Origin of the sequence: Amycolatopsis nivea, from assembly GCF_004522235.1 — a bacterium.
Lineage (GTDB): Bacteria > Actinomycetota > Actinomycetes > Mycobacteriales > Pseudonocardiaceae > Amycolatopsis > Amycolatopsis nivea.
On the sequence record NZ_SDLT01000002.1, the window covers coordinates 200465 to 217530 of the forward strand.

Here is a 17066-nt window from a genome sequence, read left to right on the forward strand (position 1 = left end):
CTGAAAGGCCAAGACATCTGATGACCGCCGCCGCTGACGGGAGTGGATGCGTTCATGGACCAGGCAGGAATCAGCCGCCGCAGCGTGCTCGCCGCCGCGGGTTTGCTCGGACTCACCGCGACACCGGCGCAAGCCACCCCCGCGGCCACGCCTTGGTACCCGTCGGCAAAATTCGGCATCTTCATCCACTGGGGCGCTTATTCAGCCGCGGCCTGGGGCGACGCCAGACACGCCGCCGAGTGGTACCTGTACGCCATGAACGTCACGGATCCCGCGCGTGGCACCGGAACTCGTGACCACCACCTGAAAACCTACGGCGCGGATTTCGCGTACGACCAGTTCATCCCGCGCTTCACCGCCCGCCGCTACAACCCGCACTCCTGGGTACGCCTGTTCGAACAAGCCGGAGCCCGGTATTTCGTGCTGACTTCCAAGCACCACGACGGTTTCCAGTTGTTCCGCAACACCGCGTCCGACCGCAATTCCGTCCGCCTGGGCCCCGGCCGCGACCTGGTCGGCGAACTCTTCTCGGCCGCCGCGCACACCCGACTCAAACGAGGCCTCTACTACTCACTGGGCGAGTTCTACAGCCCCGCGCTCGGCACCGCCCCCAGAAACCCTTACACCGGCGCGGAAACCCCCTACACCGGATACCGTCCAGTCGCCGACTACGTGACCCAATACGAGCACGTACACCTGAAAACCCTGATCGACCACTACGATCCGGATATCCTGTGGGCAGACGGCCAGGGCTACCACGAATTCGGCGGCGGCCCGATCTTCCGGCCGAAGACGTGGGACTGGCGCAGCGACGAAATCCTGTCCTACTACTACCGCAACGCCGCCGATCGCCGTTGGCCGAAGAGCGTACTGGCGAACGACCGTTTCGAAGCTTCGCACGCGGATTTCGCGACCGTCGAGGGCGACAACAAGAAGTACGTCCTGCGCCCGGATCCGTGGGAAGCCTGCCTGAACATCGGAAAGTCGTGGGGTTACAACGAAAACGAGGACCCGACGAAGATCAAATCCTCGGTACAGTTGCTGCGGCTGCTCGCCGAAGTGGTCAGCAAGAACGGAAACCTGCTGCTCAACATCGGCCCCCGCGAGGACGGCACGATCGCGGATTGGATGAGCTCGCGCCTGCTGGACATGGGCCACTGGCTGCGAATCAACGGCCGCGCGATCTACGGTTCCACGCCGTGGACCCGAGCCATGGACGGCGACCTCTGCTACACCCGGACGCACGGCGCGTTCAACCTGATCCCACTCCATTGGCCAGACGGCCGGCTCCTCGTGCCAGGGGATGTGCCGATCGGCCCCCGGTCGCGAATCCGCTTGCTGGGCGGGCATTCCCGGCCACTGCCGTGGACCCGCACGACGGACGGGATCGCGATCGAGTTGCCCAGGCACCGGACGGATGACTTCACGGAGGAGTTCCCGGCGGTGCTTTCGGTGACGGATTGGTAGGTGCGCAGCCGAAGCGGCATCCGGTCGTCCGCCCGAGGTGCCGCGTTCTGCGGCCTACCAGTAGCGCGTTTTGTCGGTTAGAAGTTCCGCGTTTTGTCGGTTAGACTGCCTCTGTGATGAGCCTCGTACAGCGCAACGCAGCTCCCAGGGTGACCGAGCTGCTTTCGTCCTTCCGTGTCGTGCTGCTCGGCGGGGCGCGGCAGACGGGGAAGACCACGCTGGTGCGAGACCTGCTCGACCTGCCAGGCCATGCGTGGTTCAGCTTTGACGACGAGGCCGTTCTGGCTCGGGCATCAGACGATCCGGTCGGGTTCGTCGAGGCCTTGCCGCGACCAGCAGCCGTCGACGAGTTCCAGAGAGCGGGACGAGGGTTCCTTCTCGCGGTGAAGCAGGCAGCCGACCAAGATCGCACCCGCGGGCAGTTGCTGCTGACCGGGTCGACCAACTATCTCGCTGATCGAGGCCTGTCGGAGACGCTGGCCGGCCGAGCCGGACGGCTGGTGCTGTGGCCGCTGTCGATGGGCGAGCGGCTCGGCGTCCGAGAGGCCTTTCTGGACTTGCTGTTCGAGCCGGCCAGCTGGCCGGAAAGAACCGAAACCCTGCCCCGCGCGGATCTGATCCGGACGCTGCTGGAAGGCGGTTATCCCGAGATCGTCACCGAGGGTTTGTCGGGACGGCAACGTCGGAACTGGTTCGAAGCCTACGTTCACGACGTCGTTTCACGGGAGGCGCTCCGCCCCGTCGCCGAGGTCCGGCTGGAGGCGGAGCTGCGCAGGCTGCTGCGCCTTCTGGCAGCTCGAACAGGCCAGGAACTCGTCGTCTCGGGCATCGCCAGCGACGCCGAAGTCGGCCGAGAAACCGCGTCGAATTACGTCGCGCTGCTCGAAGCCCTCCACTTGGTGACGTTGCTGCCCGCGTGGTCTACCAACATCACGAACCGGGCGAAGCGACGTCCCAAGATCGTGGTCACGGACACGGGGCTCGCGGCCGACCTCTGCGGGCTTGGCGAGCAAACCTTCAGCCCGACCGCGGACGGCACAGCGGCAGGGTCGCTGTTCGAAACCTTCGTCATTACCGAGGTCCTCAAGCAGGCGACGTGGAGCGAGCGAAGCGTCGACCTATCCTACTTCCGCGACCGTGACGGAGCCGAGGTGGACCTGATCGTGGAGGACCGGCGGACCGGAGAACTGGCCGGCCTGGAAATCAAGCTGACCAGCACGCCGACAGCTCGGCACGCCAAACACCTGATGATGCTGCGGGACAAGCTGGGCAGCCGCTTCATCACCGGGCTGGTCGTTCACACCGGTTCCCAGACTTTGCCGTTGGGCGACCGCATCTGGGCTGTCCCCGTCTCCGCGCTCTGGCGATCGGACAGTTGAAGCTTGCCGCCGCGACAGGATTCTCGGTATCGAGGCTGAGAACGACGGGGCCGCCGCAAATACTGAACGGCCCCAACTGTTCACCAGCCGCGTTCGCGCCACTCCGGAAGCTTCGGGCGCTCAGCCCCCAACGTGGAATCCCCGCCGTGTCCCGGATAGAACCACGTCTCGTCCGGCAACTCCCCGAAGATCTTCTCCTCCACATCCTTCAGCAGCGACGCGAAGCGAGCCGGATCCTTCTCCGTGTTCCCGATCCCGCCGGGGAACAGCGAATCGCCGGTAAAGAGATGCGGAATCCCCTCCGGATCACGGTAAACGAGCGCGATACTCCCCGGCGAGTGACCGACCAGATGCCGAGCCGTCAACTCGACCTCGCCAACCCGGATGGTGTCGCCATCGTCCACCGGAACGTCGATGCGGGCCTTGATCCCATCGATGTCGTCGCGCCCGGCGTAGGTGCGGGCACCGGTTGCCTCGGCGACCTCCGCCAGTGCGATCCAGTGGTCCCAGTGCTGGTGCGTCGTCACGATGGAGGCGAGACCGCCATCGCCGGCCAGGGCGAGCAGTGTCTGCGGGTCGGCGGCCGCGTCGATCAGCAGTTGTTCGCCGGTGGCTCGGCAGCGCAGCAGGTACGCGTTGTTGTCGATCGTGCCGACTGAGACTTTCGAGATGGTCAGACCGCTGGTCTCCCGCACGTCGGCGGGGCCGCCGGTGGTCACCACTCCGGTGTAGGTCATGGAGCTCCTCCCTCGTTGCGACTCCAGAACCAAGCAGAAAGGCCGCCCCGACAGCAAGTCGAGACGGCCTCCCGCCAGGAAATCCGTCAGCCCAGCTTCTTGCCAGCCGAGCCAAGCGCCTGCGTAGCCTCGACCACCCGGGTCGCCATGCCCGCTTCGGCGGCCTTCAGGTAGCTGCGCGGGTCGTACACCTTCTTGTTGCCGACCTCGCCGTCGATCTTCAGCACGCCGTCGTAGTTCTTGAAGAAGTGGTCCGCGATCGGGCGGGTGAACGCGTACTGCGTGTCGGTGTCCACGTTCATCTTCACCACGCCGTAGGACACCGCCTCGCGGATTTCCTCCGGGAGCGAGCCCGAGCCGCCGTGGAAGACCAGTTCGAACGGCTTCGAGCCGGCGTCGAGGCCGAGCTTCTTCGCCGCTGCTTCCTGGCCGCCCTTGAGCACGTCCGGGCGGAGCTTCACGTTGCCCGGCTTGTACACGCCGTGCACGTTGCCGAACGTCGCGGCCAGCAGGTAGCGGCCCTTTTCGCCCGCGCCCAGCGCGTCGATCGTCTTCAGGAAGTCGCCCTCGGCGGTGTACAGCTTCTCGTTGATCTCCGCCTCGACGCCGTCTTCCTCGCCGCCGACGACGCCGATCTCGACCTCGAGGATGATGTTCGCCGCCGCGGCCTTGGCGAGCAGTTCCTGCGCGATCTGCAGGTTCTCGTCCAGGTCGATGGCCGAACCGTCCCACATGTGGGACTGGAACAGCGGCAGGCCGCCCGCCCGGACGCGTTCGGCGGAGATTTCGATCAGCGGGCGGACGAAGCCGTCCAGCTTGTCCTTGGGGCAGTGGTCGGTGTGCAGCGCGACGTTGACGTCGTACTTCGCCGCCACCACCTGAGCGAACTCGGCCAGCGCGGTCGCGCCGACAACCATGTCCTTCACCTTCTGCCCGGACGCGAACTCCGCGCCGCCGGTGGAGAACTGGATGATCCCGTCGCTCTCCGCCTCGGCGAACCCGCGGATCGCGGCGTTCACGGTTTCCGACGAGGTCACGTTGATGGCCGGGAAGGCGAATTCGTCCTTCTTCGCCCGGTCGAGCATCTCCGCGTACACCTCGGGGGTGGCGATGGGCATCGGTTCCTCCTCGAGACGACTGGCTTCTACAGCGGCATCGTACGAGGTGGACCGGCCGGGGCGACCGGTCCTACCTCACACGAGACGAAACCGACTGGAGCGATTCAGAGCAGCTCCGCCGCGATTGCCCGGTAGGCAGGGAACGGATCGTCGTCCAGCGACTGCACGCTGACGTGCTCAGCCCCCGCGTCGAGGTGCGCCTGCAGGCCCTTGGCCAGCGCTTTTCCGTCGCCGTGGACGGCCAGCGCGTCGATCAGCCGGTCGCTGCCCTTCCCCGCGATGTCCTCCTCGGAGAAGCCGTGCTTGAGCAGGTTCGCGGTGTAGTTGGACAGGCCGAGATAGAACTGCACCGTCTTGCGGCCGGTCTCGCGCGCCCGCTCCGGATCGGTGTCGAAGACGACCTTCTGCTCGGGGGCGAGCACGGCTCCAGCACCGAGGAGCTCCCGCGCCGCCCGGGTGTGCTCCGGGGTGGTCAGGTACGGATGCGCGGCCGCGGTGCGGTCGCGGGCGAGTTCGAGCACCTTCGGGCCGAGTGCGGCCAGCGCGCGCGACTGCGTGGGCACCCCGGCCGCGTCGAGCGCGTCGAGGTAGTCGACCAGCGCCGCGTACGGCTTCTTGTACTCCTGCGTGTGCTCGCGGTGGCCCGCGCCGACGCCGAGCAGGAACCGTCCCGGGTGCTTGCCCTCGATGCGATGGAACGCCCGCGCGATGTCCTCGGGCGCGTCGGCCCAGATGTTGACGATCCCGGTGGCGATCTTGATCCCCTCGGTCGCGGCCAGCAGTTCGTCGACGATCGCCAGGTCGCCGCCGGGAGACCCGCCGAGCCAGATCGTGCCGTAGCCCAGTTTCTCCACCTCGGCGGCGAACGCGCTGTCCACCGCGGTCGACATCCGCCACACACCTAGCTTGCCCAGTTCGATAGCCATGTCCCGCCCAACGCGCGAGAACCCGGTTTTCCTCCCGTCCCGGCCGGATTAGGTTCGAAAGCATGACGAAGCTCGGCACCACGGAATTGGACATCCACGGCCTCAACCTCGGCTGCAACGTCTTCGGCAACACCGCGGACGAACCCACGTCATTCGCTGTTCTCGACGCGTACACCGCGGCCGGCGGCAACTTCCTCGACACCGCCAACATCTACGGCGGCGGGGGCGGTTCCGAAACGATCATCGGCAACTGGCTCGCCAAGCGCGGCCGCCGCGACGACATCGTCATCGCCACCAAGGTCGGCGGGGGAGACCAGCGGCCCGGCCTCTCCGCGAAGAACATCGCCGCGGCGGTCGACGAATCGTTGCAGCGCCTCCGAACCGACCACATCGACCTGTACTACGCGCACATCGACGACCTCGACACCCCGCAGGAAGAAACCCTCGGCGCGTTCGACCAGCTCGTCCGCGACGGCAAGGTCCGCTACATCGCGGCCTCCAACTACGAGCCGGACCGGCTCGCCTCCGCATTGTCCATTTCGGACCGGAACGGGCTCGCCCGATACGTTGCCCTGCAACCGCATTACAACCTGGTCGAGCGCGACTACGAACGAGAACTGGCCCCGCTCGTCGCCAAGGAGAACCTGGCGACGCTGCCGTATTTCGGACTAGCCAAGGGATTCCTCACCGGAAAGTACCGTTCGAAGGACGAACCGGGCGACTCGCCGCGTGCCCCGCGGGCGCTGGCCTACCTCGACGCCCGGGGCGAACGGGTGCTCGCCGCGCTGGACGAGGTGGCCGCCGCGCACCAGACCTCGGTCGCCAGCGTCTCGCTCGCGTGGCTCCGCCAGCAGCCGACCGTCGCCGCGCCGATCGCCAGCGCGCGGACCCCGGAGCAGCTCGTTGACCTGCTCGCTTCGGTCGAGCTGACCCTGACCGACGCCGAACTCACCGCTTTGGGCGAAGCGTCGAACTGATACTTACCGAACAGTAGCTTACTGCGGGTAGGTTGTTGTACGGTGCCCTCCGGACAGGCAAAACCGGCTCAGGAGGGCACCGTGGCTCAGAAGCAGGTCGACGGCAAGGTCGTGCTCATCACCGGAGCCGCTCGCGGGATCGGAGCCGGCCTGGCCGAGCGGCTCGCCGCGCGCGGAGCCAAGGTCGCGCTCGTCGGGCTCGAGGCCGACGAACAGGAAGCGGTCGCCAAGCGGATCGGACCGAACGCGAAGTCCTGGGAAGCCGACGTGACCAGCTGGGACGACCTCGAGCGCGTCACCGAGGGCGTGGTCGAGCACTTCGGCGGCATCGACATCGTCATCGCCAACGCGGGCATCGCGACCGCCGGATTCGTGCGCTCGGTGGACCGCACCGCGTTCGAGCGGGTGATCGAGGTCGACCTGCTCGGCGTGTGGCGCACGTTCCGCGTCACGATGCCGCACGTGATCGAACGCCGCGGCTACCTGCTCGGTATCTCCTCGCTCGCCGCGATCACGCACGCGCCGGGCATGGCGAACTACGCCGCCGCGAAGGCGGGCGTCGAGGCGTTCTGCAACAGCCTCCGCGCGGAGGTCGCGCACCTCGGCGTGAAGGTCGGCGTCGCGCACCCCACCTGGATCCGCACCAACCTGGTCGAAAGCGCCGACGCGCACCCGGTGTTCGGCAAGCTGCGCGCCGGGATGCCGGGCCTGCTCGGCAAGACGTACCCGCTGGACGTCGCGCTCGACGACCTGGAGGCCGGGATTCTGCGCCGCGCGCGGACGATCCACGTGCCACGCTGGGTCGGCGGCCTGAAGCTGCTGCGCTCGTTCCTGCCGCCGATCGTCGAACTCGGCGCGCGGACGCGGGTGCCTGCGGCGGACCGGGCCGCGCTGAAGGACGTCGAGGAGCGCGGCGCGTTCGAAGCGTCGGTCACCGGCCACGGCGGACGCGCGGCCACCAAGCGCAGCTGAGGAGCGTCATGTCCCGTCGCGACCAGATCCGGATGAAGCCGGACGAGGTGCAGGCCTACCTGGCCGAGCAGAAGGTCATCAACGTGGCCTCGGTCGGCCCGAACGGCAGGCCGCACCTCACCGCCCTCTGGTACTACCCGCAGGAGGGCGGGGTCGCGACGTGGACTTACGGCACCTCGCAGAAGGCGAAGAACCTGCGCCGGCTGCCCGAGGCGACCGTGCTGATCGAAAGCGGCGATTCGTACGACCAGCTGCGCGGGCTTTCGTTCGAGGCGGACGTCGAGTTCGTCGAGGACACCGAGCAGGTCACGGCGATGGGGATCGCGCTGATGATGCGCTACTCCGGGGCCGAACCGGGCGCGCCGGTGCCCGACGAGCTGCGGACCTTCATCGAACGGCAGGCGCCCAAGCGGGTCGGGCTGATCCTGCGTCCGACGAAGATCGCGAGCTGGGACCACTCGAAACTCGGCGGCGTCTACTAGGGCACGAGCGCGACGAAGCTCAGCCCGGAAGTGCCTTCCGCCAGATCGAGAGCGGATTCCGGATCGTCGAGGCCCACCTTCAGGAGTTCCACGGCGGAGAGGTCCAGCGCGCCTGAGCGGACGAGGCTCCACACCGTCCGCACCGTCTCGTCGTCGCTCATCCAAGAGCCGCGCAGGGTGAGCCTGCGGTGCATGAATTCGCCGTACGGAATGGTCAACTCCTGGCGTACGCCGCCGACGAGCACCAGGGTGCCGCGTACCCGAAGGCAGTCGTAGGCGGCCATCGTCGCGTCCGCCGTCGGGGTGGCACCGAGAGCGTCGAGGGCTACGTCCACCGGGCCGATCGCCGCTGCGTCCGTCGCCCGATCGCCGGTCAGCTGGTGGGTGCGCACGCGCGGGTCGAGTTCAGCCAAGCGGTCGAGCGCCACTTTGTTGCGCCCCACCGCCGTCACCGTCGCCGCGCCTTCCGCCAGCGCCAGCAGCACTGCCGCGCCGCCCATCTGACCGGTCGCACCGATCACCGCGACGTCGCGTCCGGCCAGCGGACCCGCGGTGTGCAGGCCAGCGGCGGCAACGCAAAGCCACGGCAGAAACGCCAGCCGCGCCGGGTCCGGGTAATTCTCGGCACCGGGCAGCTTGATCATCGTTTCCTTGGCGCACAAAGCTTTCTCCGCGAAGGTGCCGTCATGCCACACCTCGTGCATGCGGTCCGCGCGCTCGTTGCGGCCGGCAGCGCCGAGGCCGACCCAGCCGACCAGGATCTCGTCGCCGTCGCCCGCGTTGAGCAGCGCTGTGTCCAGCACGATGTCGCCCGGCTCGACGTGGAAGACGTCCGGCGCGACGTCGGTCACGCGTCCGATGCACGAGGGGCCGAGGACCAGCGGGACCGGCAGGCCGCCGCGCCCGCCCGTCACCACCGCCTTCGTGTAGGCCGGGACGTGCGCGGCGAGCACCTCCACGACGACGCCACCGCCCTGGAGAGCGGGTTCCGGCAGTTCAGAGAGACGCAGGCCTTGTGCGTCGACATTCCAAGCTCGCATAGGACCCAGCCTCGCGCGCCGTTAAGCTGGTATCCAGAATCGCGTTATTCTGGTACTGGAGGTTCTAGGGTGAGCGTCGAACTGGGCACCTTCCTGCGCAGCCGCCGCGAGCGGATCGCCCCGGCCGACGCGGGCCTGCCGGTCACCGGCCGCCGCCGCACGCCCGGATTGCGCCGCGAAGAACTGGCTCTGCTGGCCGGAATCAGCGCCACCTGGCTCACCTATCTCGAACAGGGCCGCGACGTCCGTCCTTCCGACCAGGTGCTCGACGCCCTAGCCCGGGCACTGCGGCTGACCAGCGCCGAGCAGGAACACCTTCGCCGGCTCGCCGATGGCGGAGCCACTGCCGAGGACGCGCCCGAGGAAGCCGCGCCCGAGGTCGCGGGCGTCCCGGCGATGCTGGGCGACAACCCCGCGTACGTCACCGGCATCTGCTACGACCTGCTCGCGTACAACGACGCCGCCGCGGAGCTGTTCCGGAACATCGAGCCGGGCGCGAACGTCGTCCGCTGGATGTTCACCGAGCCCGCCGCGCGGGAGGTCCTGGTCGACTGGGAGCAGGAGGCGCGCAACATCCTGGCCCGGCTGCGCGCGATCGCCGGACGGCATCCCGACCACCCGCGCGTGACCCGGCTGGTGGCCGAGTTGACCGAGGCGAGCCCCGAGGTGCGCGAGTGGTGGCCGCATTACGAAATCCAGTTCAGCCACGCAGGTCAGAAGCGCTTTCGGCATCCAAGGCTCGGCGTGGTGACGGCGACGCACGCCGCGTTCCACGTGGCCGAGCGTCCGGAGCAGACGTTGGTGGTCTATCGGCTGCCGAGTGGTACTGACGAGTAGGAAGTACTTTGAAGTAACTGTTACCTGAGGTAACATCAACGCTGCCAGACCCCCAGCGCAGCGGAGGCCGACAAGATGACCGAGCGGTTCAAGGTCGTGATCGTGGGCACCGGGTTTTCCGGGCTCGGCCAGGCGATCCAGCTCGAAAAAGCGGGCATCCGGGACTACGTGATCCTGGAGAAAGCCGACGAGGTCGGCGGCACCTGGCGGGACAACTCGTACCCGGGCTGCGCGTGCGACGTGCAGTCGCACATGTACTCGTTCTCCTACGCGCAGAACCCGGACTGGAGCCGGTCGTTCTCGCCGCAGCCGGAGATCTTCGACTACCTCAAGGGCGTCGCCGACAAGTACCGGTTGCGCGACAAGATCCGGTTCGGCACCGAGATCACCGGCGCGCACTGGGACGAGGGCGAACGCCGCTGGACAGTGGAAACCAAGGGCGGCGCCGAGTTTTCCGCGCAGTTCCTCGTCGCCGGCGTCGGCGGACTGCACATCCCGCAGATCCCGAAACTGCCGGGCATCGCCAAGTTCAAGGGCCAGACCTGGCATTCGGCGCAGTGGAACCACGAGTTCGACCTGGCGGGCAAGCGGGTCGCGGTGATCGGCACCGGCGCGAGCGCGGTGCAGTTCGTGCCGAAGATCGCGCCCGAGGTCGGCGAATTGACGCTGTTCCAGCGCACGCCGCCGTGGATCATGCCGAAGCCGGACCACGCAATGCCGGGCTGGGCACGGCAGTTGTTCAAGCGCGTTCCGGGCACGCAGCGGCTGTACCGCAACGCGTTGTACTGGATGCTCGAATCCCGCGCGATCGGGTTCAACGGGCACCCGAAACTCATGCAGGCCGCCGAAATCCTCGCGCGCAGGCACATCGCGAAGGGCATCAAAAACCCCGCGCTGCGCCGGAAAGTCACGCCCGACTACACGATGGGCTGCAAACGCGTCCTGCTGTCGAATGACTACTTCCCCGCGCTGGACCGACCGAATGTCGATGTCGTCACCGACGGTGTCGCCGAGGTCCGTGCGCACAGCATCGTCGACACCGCCGGGGTCGAGCACGAGGTCGACGCGATCATCTACGGCACCGGTTTCAAGGTGACCGACGCGCTGGAGTACCTCGACATCACCGGCGTCGGCGGCCGCGATCTGGCGAAAACCTGGGCCACCGAAGGGATCCAGACGCACAAGGGGATCACCGTGTCCGGGTTCCCCAACCTGTTCTTCCTGCTCGGCCCGAACACCGCGCTCGGCCACAACTCCGTGGTGTTCATGATCGAATCGCAGTCCCGCTACGTGGTCGACGCGATCCGGCTGGCCGATTCCCGCGGCGCGGCGGCGCTCGACGTGCGGCCGTCGGTGCAGGACGAATTCCAGGAACAGATCCAGGACAAGCTCGTCAAGGGCGTGTGGACCCAGGGCGGCTGCAAGAGCTGGTACCTCGACGCGAAGGGCGTCAACCGGACCATCTGGCCCGGCTTCACCTGGCGGTACTGGCTGGAGACGCGGCGCGTCGAGCCGAGCGATTACGAGCTGAGCGGCCGGTCATGAGTGCCGACCACGAACAGATCGTGCTCCACGCGCGCGACGTGGAGTTCGACTGGTCGAAGCTGCCGATGCACTGGATTCCCGGGCAGCCGCAGGCCACGCACAGCATCAACGTGCTGCACCTGGCGCTGCCCGAGGGCGAACGCTGGTTCGTCGAGGTGTTCAAGCAGGCCGTCCCGCTGATCCGCGACGAGCGGCTCAAGGAGGACGTGCTCGGGTTCATCGGCCAGGAGGCGATGCACGCCGTCGCGCACGACGGCGCGGCCGAACACCTGGAGTCCGCCGGGGTTTCCGTGCGGCCCTACATCGCGCAGATGGAGTGGATGTTCCGGCGGCTGCTCGGCGACCGGCCGGGGTCGAGCCGGGAGTGGCTGATCGAACGGCTCGCGCTGGTCGCGGCGATCGAGCACTACACGGCGTTTCTCGGCCAGTGGATCCTCGACGCGAAGGAACTCGACGCGGCAGGCGCGGACGCGACGATGCTGGATCTCCTTCGCTGGCACGGCGCGGAGGAGGTCGAGCACCGGTCGGTGGCTTACGACCTGTTCTGCCACCTCGACGGCCGCTACGGTCGCCGAGTGCGTTCGATGCTCGTGGTGACGCCGGTGCTGGCGTGGATTTTCCTGCGCGGCACCCGGTTCCTGATGAAGAACGACCCGACGCGTCCCGGCCGCACCAGCTGGCGGGCCTACCGGCGCGCCGCCCGGCAAGGCTTCTTGCCCGGACCGCGCGAACTGCTGCACGAGATCCGGCCGTACTTCCGGAAGTCCTATCACCCCACCGAAACCGGCAACACCGACCAGGCGGTGGCGTACCTGGCGAGTTCGCCCGCGGCCAAGGCCGCCGACGCTCCGCGATGACCGCACCGCAGTTCCCGCCCCGACTCGACGGCAGCGGCAGGCGCGACCGGCTGATGTCCACTTTGGTCGCGGTCGGCGCGGCTTATCGAAAGCTGGCCGAGGTTTCCGGGCGACGGCGCCCGCCGGTGCGGGAGGTCGACCGTCGGCTGCCGTTGGTCGTCGACGCCGTGCGCGCCGAAGCCGACGGCGTGGTGAGTCTTCGGCTCGTACGACCGGACTCGACACCGTTGCCCGCGTGGCGTCCCGGCGCGCATATCGATTTCATCCTGCCTTCCGGAACAGTGCGGCAGTATTCCCTGTGCGGTTCGCCTTCGGACCTGTCGCACTACCGGATTGCCGTGCGGCACATCGGTTCCGCGTCCGCCGAGGTGCACGCGCTCACCGCCGGAACCCGCGTCACCGCGCGCGGGCCGCGCAATGCTTTTCCGTTCGTCGCCGCACCCGCGTATCACTTCGTGGCGGGCGGAATCGGGATCACGCCGATCCTGCCGATGGTGCGCCGTGCGCAGGAGATCGGCGCGGATTGGCGGCTGGTTTACACCGGCCGTTCTCGTGAATCGATGCCGTTCCTCGACGAGCTTCCCGCCGAGCGAGTGCGGGTCCGGCCGGACACGGAGTTCGGCATCCCGGCGTCCGGCGCGGAACTGCTGGAGGAAATGCCCGAGGGCGCGTCGGTGTACTGCTGCGGCCCGGTGCCGATGATCACCGGCGTCCGCGTCGACCTGGCCCGCACGGGCGCGACCGCGGTCTACTTCGAACGGTTCTCGCCGCCGCCGATCGTGGACGGCGAACCGTTCCGCGTGGTGCTGCGCCGCAGCGGCCGCACCCTCGACGTGCCTGCCGACCGCTCCACGCTCGACGTGGTGCGCGAGGTGCTGCCAGACGTGCCGTACTCGTGTCGCCAGGGCTTCTGCGGCACCTGCGAGGTGGCGGCCGAAGACGGCGGGCGCGTGCGGATCTGCGTCGACCGCGGGCCCGCCGTCCTGGAGCTTTAGTTCTGCGGCGGAACCCAGTCGCCGAGCAGCGGCTTGAACTCGCGGACGCTGCGCTCGGCCACGACGCCTTCGAGCGCGTACGGGTCGTTGTCGATCAGCTCTGCCAGCGCCGCCTCGTCCTCGGCCTGCCAGAGCACCAGCCCGCCGGAGTTGTCGGCGAGCGGACCGGCCACCGCGACGCGGCCTGCCTCGACGTGCTCTTTCAGGTAGTCCCGGTGCCGCGGCCGGACGTCGGCCAGCTTCTCCTGGACATAGCGGATTTCGACGAGGTACCAGGCCATGCGCTTACTCCTGGGGTGAGCACGACAGTGACGCCGCAGACGCTACCGGTGACAGCCGGGCGGACGCACCATGCGAGCGGTGGCAGCGGGAGGCCAACCCGATAGGCTAGGCGCGGGCGGAACCTGTGTGCACGCTGTGCCTATCGCGCACGCGTTGGGGCCTGCGGAGCGGACACGTCGAGGACAGGCGGGGATACATGCTGGAGGGGAACGCGGAACGCAGCGTCGAGGCGACCCTCGGCCACCTGCGGACCATGGACGGGCCGGTCCCGGCGCAGCCGCCGACCGCCCCGTTGAACCTGGAAGACCTCTACCGGCAGCACCGGATGCGGCTGGTCCGGCTGGCCATCCTGCTGGTCGACGAGCCGGCCACGGCCGAAGACGTCGTGCAGGAGGCGTTCACCGGCCTGCACCGCAACTGGGGCAGGCTGCGCGACGCCGCCGCGGCCGTCGGCTACCTGCGCACCGCGGTGGTCAACGGATCGCGCAGTGTGCTGCGCCGGCGCAAGACCGCCCGCGAGTACGTGCCCCCGCACGCGGTGAACGCCCGGTCCGCGGAAAGCCTCGCGATGCTCTCCAGCGAGCACCAGGCCGTGGTCAACGCCCTGTCGAAGCTTCCGCCGCGCCAGCGCGAGGTGCTCGTGCTGCGCTACTACGGCGGGCTGAGCGAAGCGGAGATTTCGGAAGCCGCGGGCATTTCGAAGGGCACCGTGAAGTCAACCGCCAGCCGGGCGCTGGAAGCGTTGCAGAAGGCAATGCAGCCGCCTCAGTGACCTGGGCGGACCAATCTCGCGCTGGTCGACCCTCCTTGGTCCAGACCAATATATGCTGGACCGCGTGAAGCACCCCGGAGACTTCGTCATCACGGGCGGCCGCGTCGTGGCCCCGGACCGCGTACTCGACGACGGCTGGCTCGCCGTGTCCGGCGGACAGATCGCCGCGGTAGGCACCGGAACGCCCCCGAGCAGCCCGGACGCCGCCACGGTCGACGTCGCCGGGGCGCTGGTCGTGCCCGGTTTCGTGGACACCCACTGCCACGGCGGCGGCGGCGCGTCGTTCTCGACGCTCGACCCGGACGAGATCCGCACCGCGGTCCGCGCGCACCGGCGGCACGGCACCACCACCATGCTCGCGAGCCTGGTCTCCGACCCGATCGACCTGCTCACCGAACAGATCGCCGCGCTGCGCGAACTCGTGCAGGAGGGCGACCTCGCGGGCATCCACCTGGAGGGCCCGTTCATCTCGCGCGCGCGCTGCGGTGCCCACGATCCGGACACTCTGCGTGAACCGGACACCGGGACCGTCGAGAAGCTGCTGCGCGCCGGGCACGGCGCCATCCGGATGGTCACGCTCGCGCCCGAGCTGCACGGCGGCGTCAAGGCGGTCCGGCAGCTCGCCGAATCCGGCGTGATCGCCGCGATCGGCCACACCGACGGGGTCGCCGACCAGCTGGTTCCGGCCATCGACGCCGGCGCGACGGTCGCCACCCACCTGTTCAACGGCATGCGCCCGCTGCACCACCGCGAGCCGGGTCCGGTCGGCGTGCTGCTCGACGACGAGCGCGTGACGGTCGAGCTGATCTGCGACCTGGTCCACCTGCACCCGACGGTCGTGCGGCTGGCCGCGCAGCACGCGGGCCGCGGCCGGACGGTGCTGATCACCGACGCCATGTCGGCCACCGACGCCGCCGACGGCCGCTACACGCTGGGCAGGCTGGAGGTCGACGTCCACGACGGCGTCGCCACCCTGGACAACGGTTCGCTCGCCGGAAGCACGCTGACCATGGACAACGCCTTCCGCAACCTGGTGAAGGGTGCGAAACTCGACGTACTGGACGCCGTCCGGGCGACGTCGGCGCGACCGGCCGAACTGCTCGGCATCGCCGACCGCACCGGCGCACTGCGCCCCGGCCTCGCCGCGGACGCCGTGATCCTGGACGACGACCTGCGCCCGTCCCGGGTACTGCACCGGGGCGAATGGGTGGCCGAGGCGGGCCGGGCTACCTTGAGTACGTGACGAGCTAGCACTTCGACAGGCGGACGGAGCGGATGAGCGAGCCGAAAGACCCGGAACGGTTACTGGCCGACGCGCTGCGTGCACAAGCCGTCTTCGCTCCGCACGTCCTGCCGAATCCAGCGGAAGACCAGGCTGCTTCGGAAGCTTCGGGCACCGGCTCGGTCCAGCCCGGCGCGTCCGGCACGGGCTCGTTCAGCGCGGCAGGCGGTCCCGGCATCTCCGGCCCCGGTACCGCCGGAACCGGTTCGTTCGGTGCCGCTCCGGCATCCGGCACCGGTTCGTTCGGCGCCTCGGCCCAGACCGGCGCGCCGTCGCAGACCGGCCCGACCACCGAACTGCCGCCCAACTACGGCCTGCTGTCCGGCGCGGGCGCCGACTCGCTCGCCCGCGAACGCGCCGCCCTCGACGCGGCCGACACCTCGCCCGGCACCACCGGCTCGATCCCGCCGGTCGGGTCCGCCGACGCGACTGTCCGGCGCCCCGCCCAGGCAGCGCAGAACGGCCCGCTGCCCGCGCACTGGGTCCTGCTGCTGGCGGTGCTGCTCGGTCTCGCCGCCGGGTCCGTCATCGGCCTGCTGACGCTGATCTGAGCCCTGCCGCGCCCTCGGTTGCCCGGACGGCCACTGCCGCGGGGCACTCCCGGGCCGAGTTCTTAACCCCGATCCCACACCGATGACCTGCGATTCCTTGCCCGATGAGGCCACCCTGAGTCACCCTGTACCGTTTTCGGTGTGATTCTCGCCCAGAACACAGTGACCACCATGTCCCTGCTGCCGTCGTGGCTGGACCCGCAGCATCTGCTGAACGGGCTGACGGCCCCCGTGATCGCCGTGCTGTGCTTGATCATCTTCATCGAGAGCAGCATCTTCCCGGTCCTTCCCGGCGACTCGCTGCTCTTCACCGCGGGCCTGTTCATCGCGAACGGCACGCTGAAGGCTCCGCTGTGGCTGGTGTGCGTGCTGGTCACGGTCGCCGCGCTGCTGGGCAACGTCGTCGGGTACTACCTCGGCTACTTCGTCGGGCCGAAGCTGTTCAGCAGGCCGGACTCGAAGTTCTTCAAGCAGGAGTACGTCGACAAGACGCACACGTTCCTGGAAAAACACGGTCCGAAGGCCGTCGTGCTGGCCCGGTTCGTGCCGTTCGTGCGGACGTTCATCACCTGGATCGCCGGCATCGGCCGGATGGACCCGAAGCGCTACTTCACGTACACGGTCATCGGCGGCATCCTGTGGGCCGCAGGCATCACCGTGCTGGGGTCGCTGCTGGGCAACATCGGCTTCATCCGGGACAACGTCGACGCGATCTTCGTCCTCATCGTGCTGGTGTCGGTGGTGCCGATCGCCATCGAGTACCTGAAGAGCCGCCGCGAGAAGAAGGCCCGCCCGGCCGACGGTTCGGCCGACGTCACGCAGCAGATCCCGCGCGTGCGCGACTGAT

Annotated in this window: 18 protein-coding genes; 13 read left to right on the top strand and 5 right to left on the bottom strand. The window is 68.5% G+C overall.

Going from position 1 to position 17066, the window contains the following annotated elements; all coding sequences use genetic code 11:
* The first annotated feature begins 54 nt into the window (after positions 1-54).
* Positions 55-1467: an alpha-L-fucosidase gene (locus tag EIZ44_RS03090; protein ID WP_051728640.1), complete on the top strand. Its 1413-nt coding sequence runs from the start codon at positions 55-57 to the stop codon at positions 1465-1467.
* A 179-nt stretch (positions 1468-1646) separates the two neighbouring features.
* Positions 1647-2846: an ATP-binding protein gene (locus EIZ44_RS03095; RefSeq protein ID WP_167753955.1), complete on the top strand. Its 1200-nt coding sequence runs from the start codon at positions 1647-1649 to the stop codon at positions 2844-2846.
* A gap of 80 nt (positions 2847-2926) precedes the next feature.
* Here the strand turns inward: EIZ44_RS03095 and EIZ44_RS03100 are convergent, their stop codons facing one another.
* The 3 genes from EIZ44_RS03100 to EIZ44_RS03110 form a co-directional block, all read right to left on the bottom strand.
* A complete protein-coding gene (locus EIZ44_RS03100) occupies positions 2927-3583 on the bottom strand; it encodes an MBL fold metallo-hydrolase (RefSeq protein ID WP_134727669.1) in 657 nt (218 codons plus the stop codon).
* Between the two features lie 86 nt (positions 3584-3669).
* Positions 3670-4701, bottom strand: coding sequence for a class II fructose-bisphosphate aldolase (gene fbaA, locus EIZ44_RS03105; RefSeq protein ID WP_037808805.1), 1032 nt, complete (start codon positions 4699-4701; stop codon positions 3670-3672).
* Positions 4702-4805: 104 nt separating this feature from the next.
* The gene (locus EIZ44_RS03110) at positions 4806-5627 is read right to left on the bottom strand and encodes an LLM class F420-dependent oxidoreductase (RefSeq protein ID WP_043834768.1); all 822 of its coding nucleotides are present in this window, start codon (positions 5625-5627) and stop codon (positions 4806-4808) included.
* A gap of 62 nt (positions 5628-5689) precedes the next feature.
* On the opposite strand from EIZ44_RS03110, the gene EIZ44_RS03115 reads away from it, so the two are divergent.
* The 3 genes from EIZ44_RS03115 to EIZ44_RS03125 all read left to right on the top strand — a co-directional run bounded on the left by EIZ44_RS03115 (position 5690) and on the right by EIZ44_RS03125 (position 8058).
* Complete coding sequence (locus EIZ44_RS03115) at positions 5690-6604, top strand: aldo/keto reductase (RefSeq protein ID WP_134727670.1); 915 nt, start codon at positions 5690-5692, stop codon at positions 6602-6604.
* An 81-nt stretch (positions 6605-6685) separates the two neighbouring features.
* A complete protein-coding gene (locus tag EIZ44_RS03120; RefSeq protein ID WP_134727671.1) occupies positions 6686-7576 on the top strand; it encodes an SDR family oxidoreductase in 891 nt (296 codons plus the stop codon).
* Between the two features lie 8 nt (positions 7577-7584).
* Positions 7585-8058: a pyridoxamine 5'-phosphate oxidase family protein gene (locus EIZ44_RS03125; protein ID WP_134727672.1), complete on the top strand. Its 474-nt coding sequence runs from the start codon at positions 7585-7587 to the stop codon at positions 8056-8058.
* On the opposite strand, the gene EIZ44_RS03130 is transcribed toward EIZ44_RS03125, so the two are convergent.
* Positions 8055-9098 carry a zinc-binding dehydrogenase gene (locus tag EIZ44_RS03130; protein WP_134727673.1) on the bottom strand — a complete coding sequence of 348 codons (1044 nt, stop codon included), beginning with the start codon at positions 9096-9098 and terminating at the stop codon, positions 8055-8057. The two genes, EIZ44_RS03125 and EIZ44_RS03130, sit on opposite strands and share 4 nt — an antisense overlap.
* 69 nt (positions 9099-9167) lie before the next feature.
* On the opposite strand from EIZ44_RS03130, the gene EIZ44_RS03135 reads away from it, so the two are divergent.
* The 4 genes from EIZ44_RS03135 to EIZ44_RS03150 all read left to right on the top strand — a co-directional run bounded on the left by EIZ44_RS03135 (position 9168) and on the right by EIZ44_RS03150 (position 13332).
* Complete coding sequence (locus EIZ44_RS03135) at positions 9168-9935, top strand: helix-turn-helix transcriptional regulator (RefSeq protein ID WP_167753956.1); 768 nt, start codon at positions 9168-9170, stop codon at positions 9933-9935.
* A 75-nt stretch (positions 9936-10010) separates the two neighbouring features.
* On the top strand, positions 10011-11480 hold the full coding sequence (locus tag EIZ44_RS03140; RefSeq protein ID WP_134727675.1) for a flavin-containing monooxygenase: 1470 nt from the start codon (positions 10011-10013) through the stop codon (positions 11478-11480).
* Positions 11477-12337, top strand: coding sequence for a metal-dependent hydrolase (locus tag EIZ44_RS03145; protein WP_134727676.1), 861 nt, complete (start codon positions 11477-11479; stop codon positions 12335-12337). Before EIZ44_RS03140 ends, EIZ44_RS03145 begins: the two co-directional genes overlap by 4 nt.
* Positions 12334-13332: a PDR/VanB family oxidoreductase gene (locus tag EIZ44_RS03150; RefSeq protein ID WP_134727677.1), complete on the top strand. Its 999-nt coding sequence runs from the start codon at positions 12334-12336 to the stop codon at positions 13330-13332. The genes EIZ44_RS03145 and EIZ44_RS03150 overlap by 4 nt, the downstream gene beginning before the upstream one ends.
* Here EIZ44_RS03150 and EIZ44_RS03155 read toward each other — a convergent pair.
* Positions 13329-13613: a YciI family protein gene (locus EIZ44_RS03155; RefSeq protein WP_037808820.1), complete on the bottom strand. Its 285-nt coding sequence runs from the start codon at positions 13611-13613 to the stop codon at positions 13329-13331. The genes EIZ44_RS03150 and EIZ44_RS03155 overlap by 4 nt on opposite strands.
* A gap of 197 nt (positions 13614-13810) precedes the next feature.
* Here EIZ44_RS03155 and EIZ44_RS03160 point away from each other — a divergent pair, with 197 nt between their 5' ends.
* The 4 genes from EIZ44_RS03160 (at position 13811) to EIZ44_RS03175 (ending at position 17065) form a co-directional block, all read left to right on the top strand.
* Entirely contained in the window at positions 13811-14386 is a 576-nt protein-coding gene (locus tag EIZ44_RS03160; RefSeq protein ID WP_051172562.1) for a SigE family RNA polymerase sigma factor, read from the top strand.
* 52 nt (positions 14387-14438) lie between these two features.
* Complete coding sequence (gene nagA, locus EIZ44_RS03165) at positions 14439-15629, top strand: N-acetylglucosamine-6-phosphate deacetylase (RefSeq protein WP_043834785.1); 1191 nt, start codon at positions 14439-14441, stop codon at positions 15627-15629.
* A gap of 32 nt (positions 15630-15661) precedes the next feature.
* A complete protein-coding gene (locus tag EIZ44_RS03170) occupies positions 15662-16219 on the top strand; it encodes a hypothetical protein (protein ID WP_134727678.1) in 558 nt (185 codons plus the stop codon).
* A 141-nt stretch (positions 16220-16360) separates the two neighbouring features.
* Complete coding sequence (locus EIZ44_RS03175) at positions 16361-17065, top strand: DedA family protein (protein ID WP_037808826.1); 705 nt, start codon at positions 16361-16363, stop codon at positions 17063-17065.
* Position 17066 lies beyond the last annotated feature (1 nt).

What these genes read in the sequence shown, in the direction of transcription:
- EIZ44_RS03090 (WP_051728640.1), top strand. Translation starts at nt 55, where the DNA reads ATGGACCAGGCAGGAATCAGCCGCCGCAGCGTGCTCGCCGCCGCGGGT.
- EIZ44_RS03100 (WP_134727669.1), bottom strand. Translation starts at nt 3,583, where the DNA reads ATGACCTACACCGGAGTGGTGACCACCGGCGGCCCCGCCGACGTGCGG.
- fbaA (WP_037808805.1), bottom strand. Translation starts at nt 4,701, where the DNA reads ATGCCCATCGCCACCCCCGAGGTGTACGCGGAGATGCTCGACCGGGCG.
- EIZ44_RS03110 (WP_043834768.1), bottom strand. Translation starts at nt 5,627, where the DNA reads ATGGCTATCGAACTGGGCAAGCTAGGTGTGTGGCGGATGTCGACCGCG.
- EIZ44_RS03115 (WP_134727670.1), top strand. Translation starts at nt 5,690, where the DNA reads ATGACGAAGCTCGGCACCACGGAATTGGACATCCACGGCCTCAACCTC.
- EIZ44_RS03125 (WP_134727672.1), top strand. Translation starts at nt 7,585, where the DNA reads ATGTCCCGTCGCGACCAGATCCGGATGAAGCCGGACGAGGTGCAGGCC.
- EIZ44_RS03130 (WP_134727673.1), bottom strand. Translation starts at nt 9,098, where the DNA reads ATGCGAGCTTGGAATGTCGACGCACAAGGCCTGCGTCTCTCTGAACTG.
- EIZ44_RS03140 (WP_134727675.1), top strand. Translation starts at nt 10,011, where the DNA reads ATGACCGAGCGGTTCAAGGTCGTGATCGTGGGCACCGGGTTTTCCGGG.
- EIZ44_RS03145 (WP_134727676.1), top strand. Translation starts at nt 11,477, where the DNA reads ATGAGTGCCGACCACGAACAGATCGTGCTCCACGCGCGCGACGTGGAG.
- EIZ44_RS03150 (WP_134727677.1), top strand. Translation starts at nt 12,334, where the DNA reads ATGACCGCACCGCAGTTCCCGCCCCGACTCGACGGCAGCGGCAGGCGC.
- EIZ44_RS03155 (WP_037808820.1), bottom strand. Translation starts at nt 13,613, where the DNA reads ATGGCCTGGTACCTCGTCGAAATCCGCTATGTCCAGGAGAAGCTGGCC.
- EIZ44_RS03160 (WP_051172562.1), top strand. Translation starts at nt 13,811, where the DNA reads ATGCTGGAGGGGAACGCGGAACGCAGCGTCGAGGCGACCCTCGGCCAC.
- nagA (WP_043834785.1), top strand. Translation starts at nt 14,439, where the DNA reads ATGCTGGACCGCGTGAAGCACCCCGGAGACTTCGTCATCACGGGCGGC.
- EIZ44_RS03170 (WP_134727678.1), top strand. Translation starts at nt 15,662, where the DNA reads ATGAGCGAGCCGAAAGACCCGGAACGGTTACTGGCCGACGCGCTGCGT.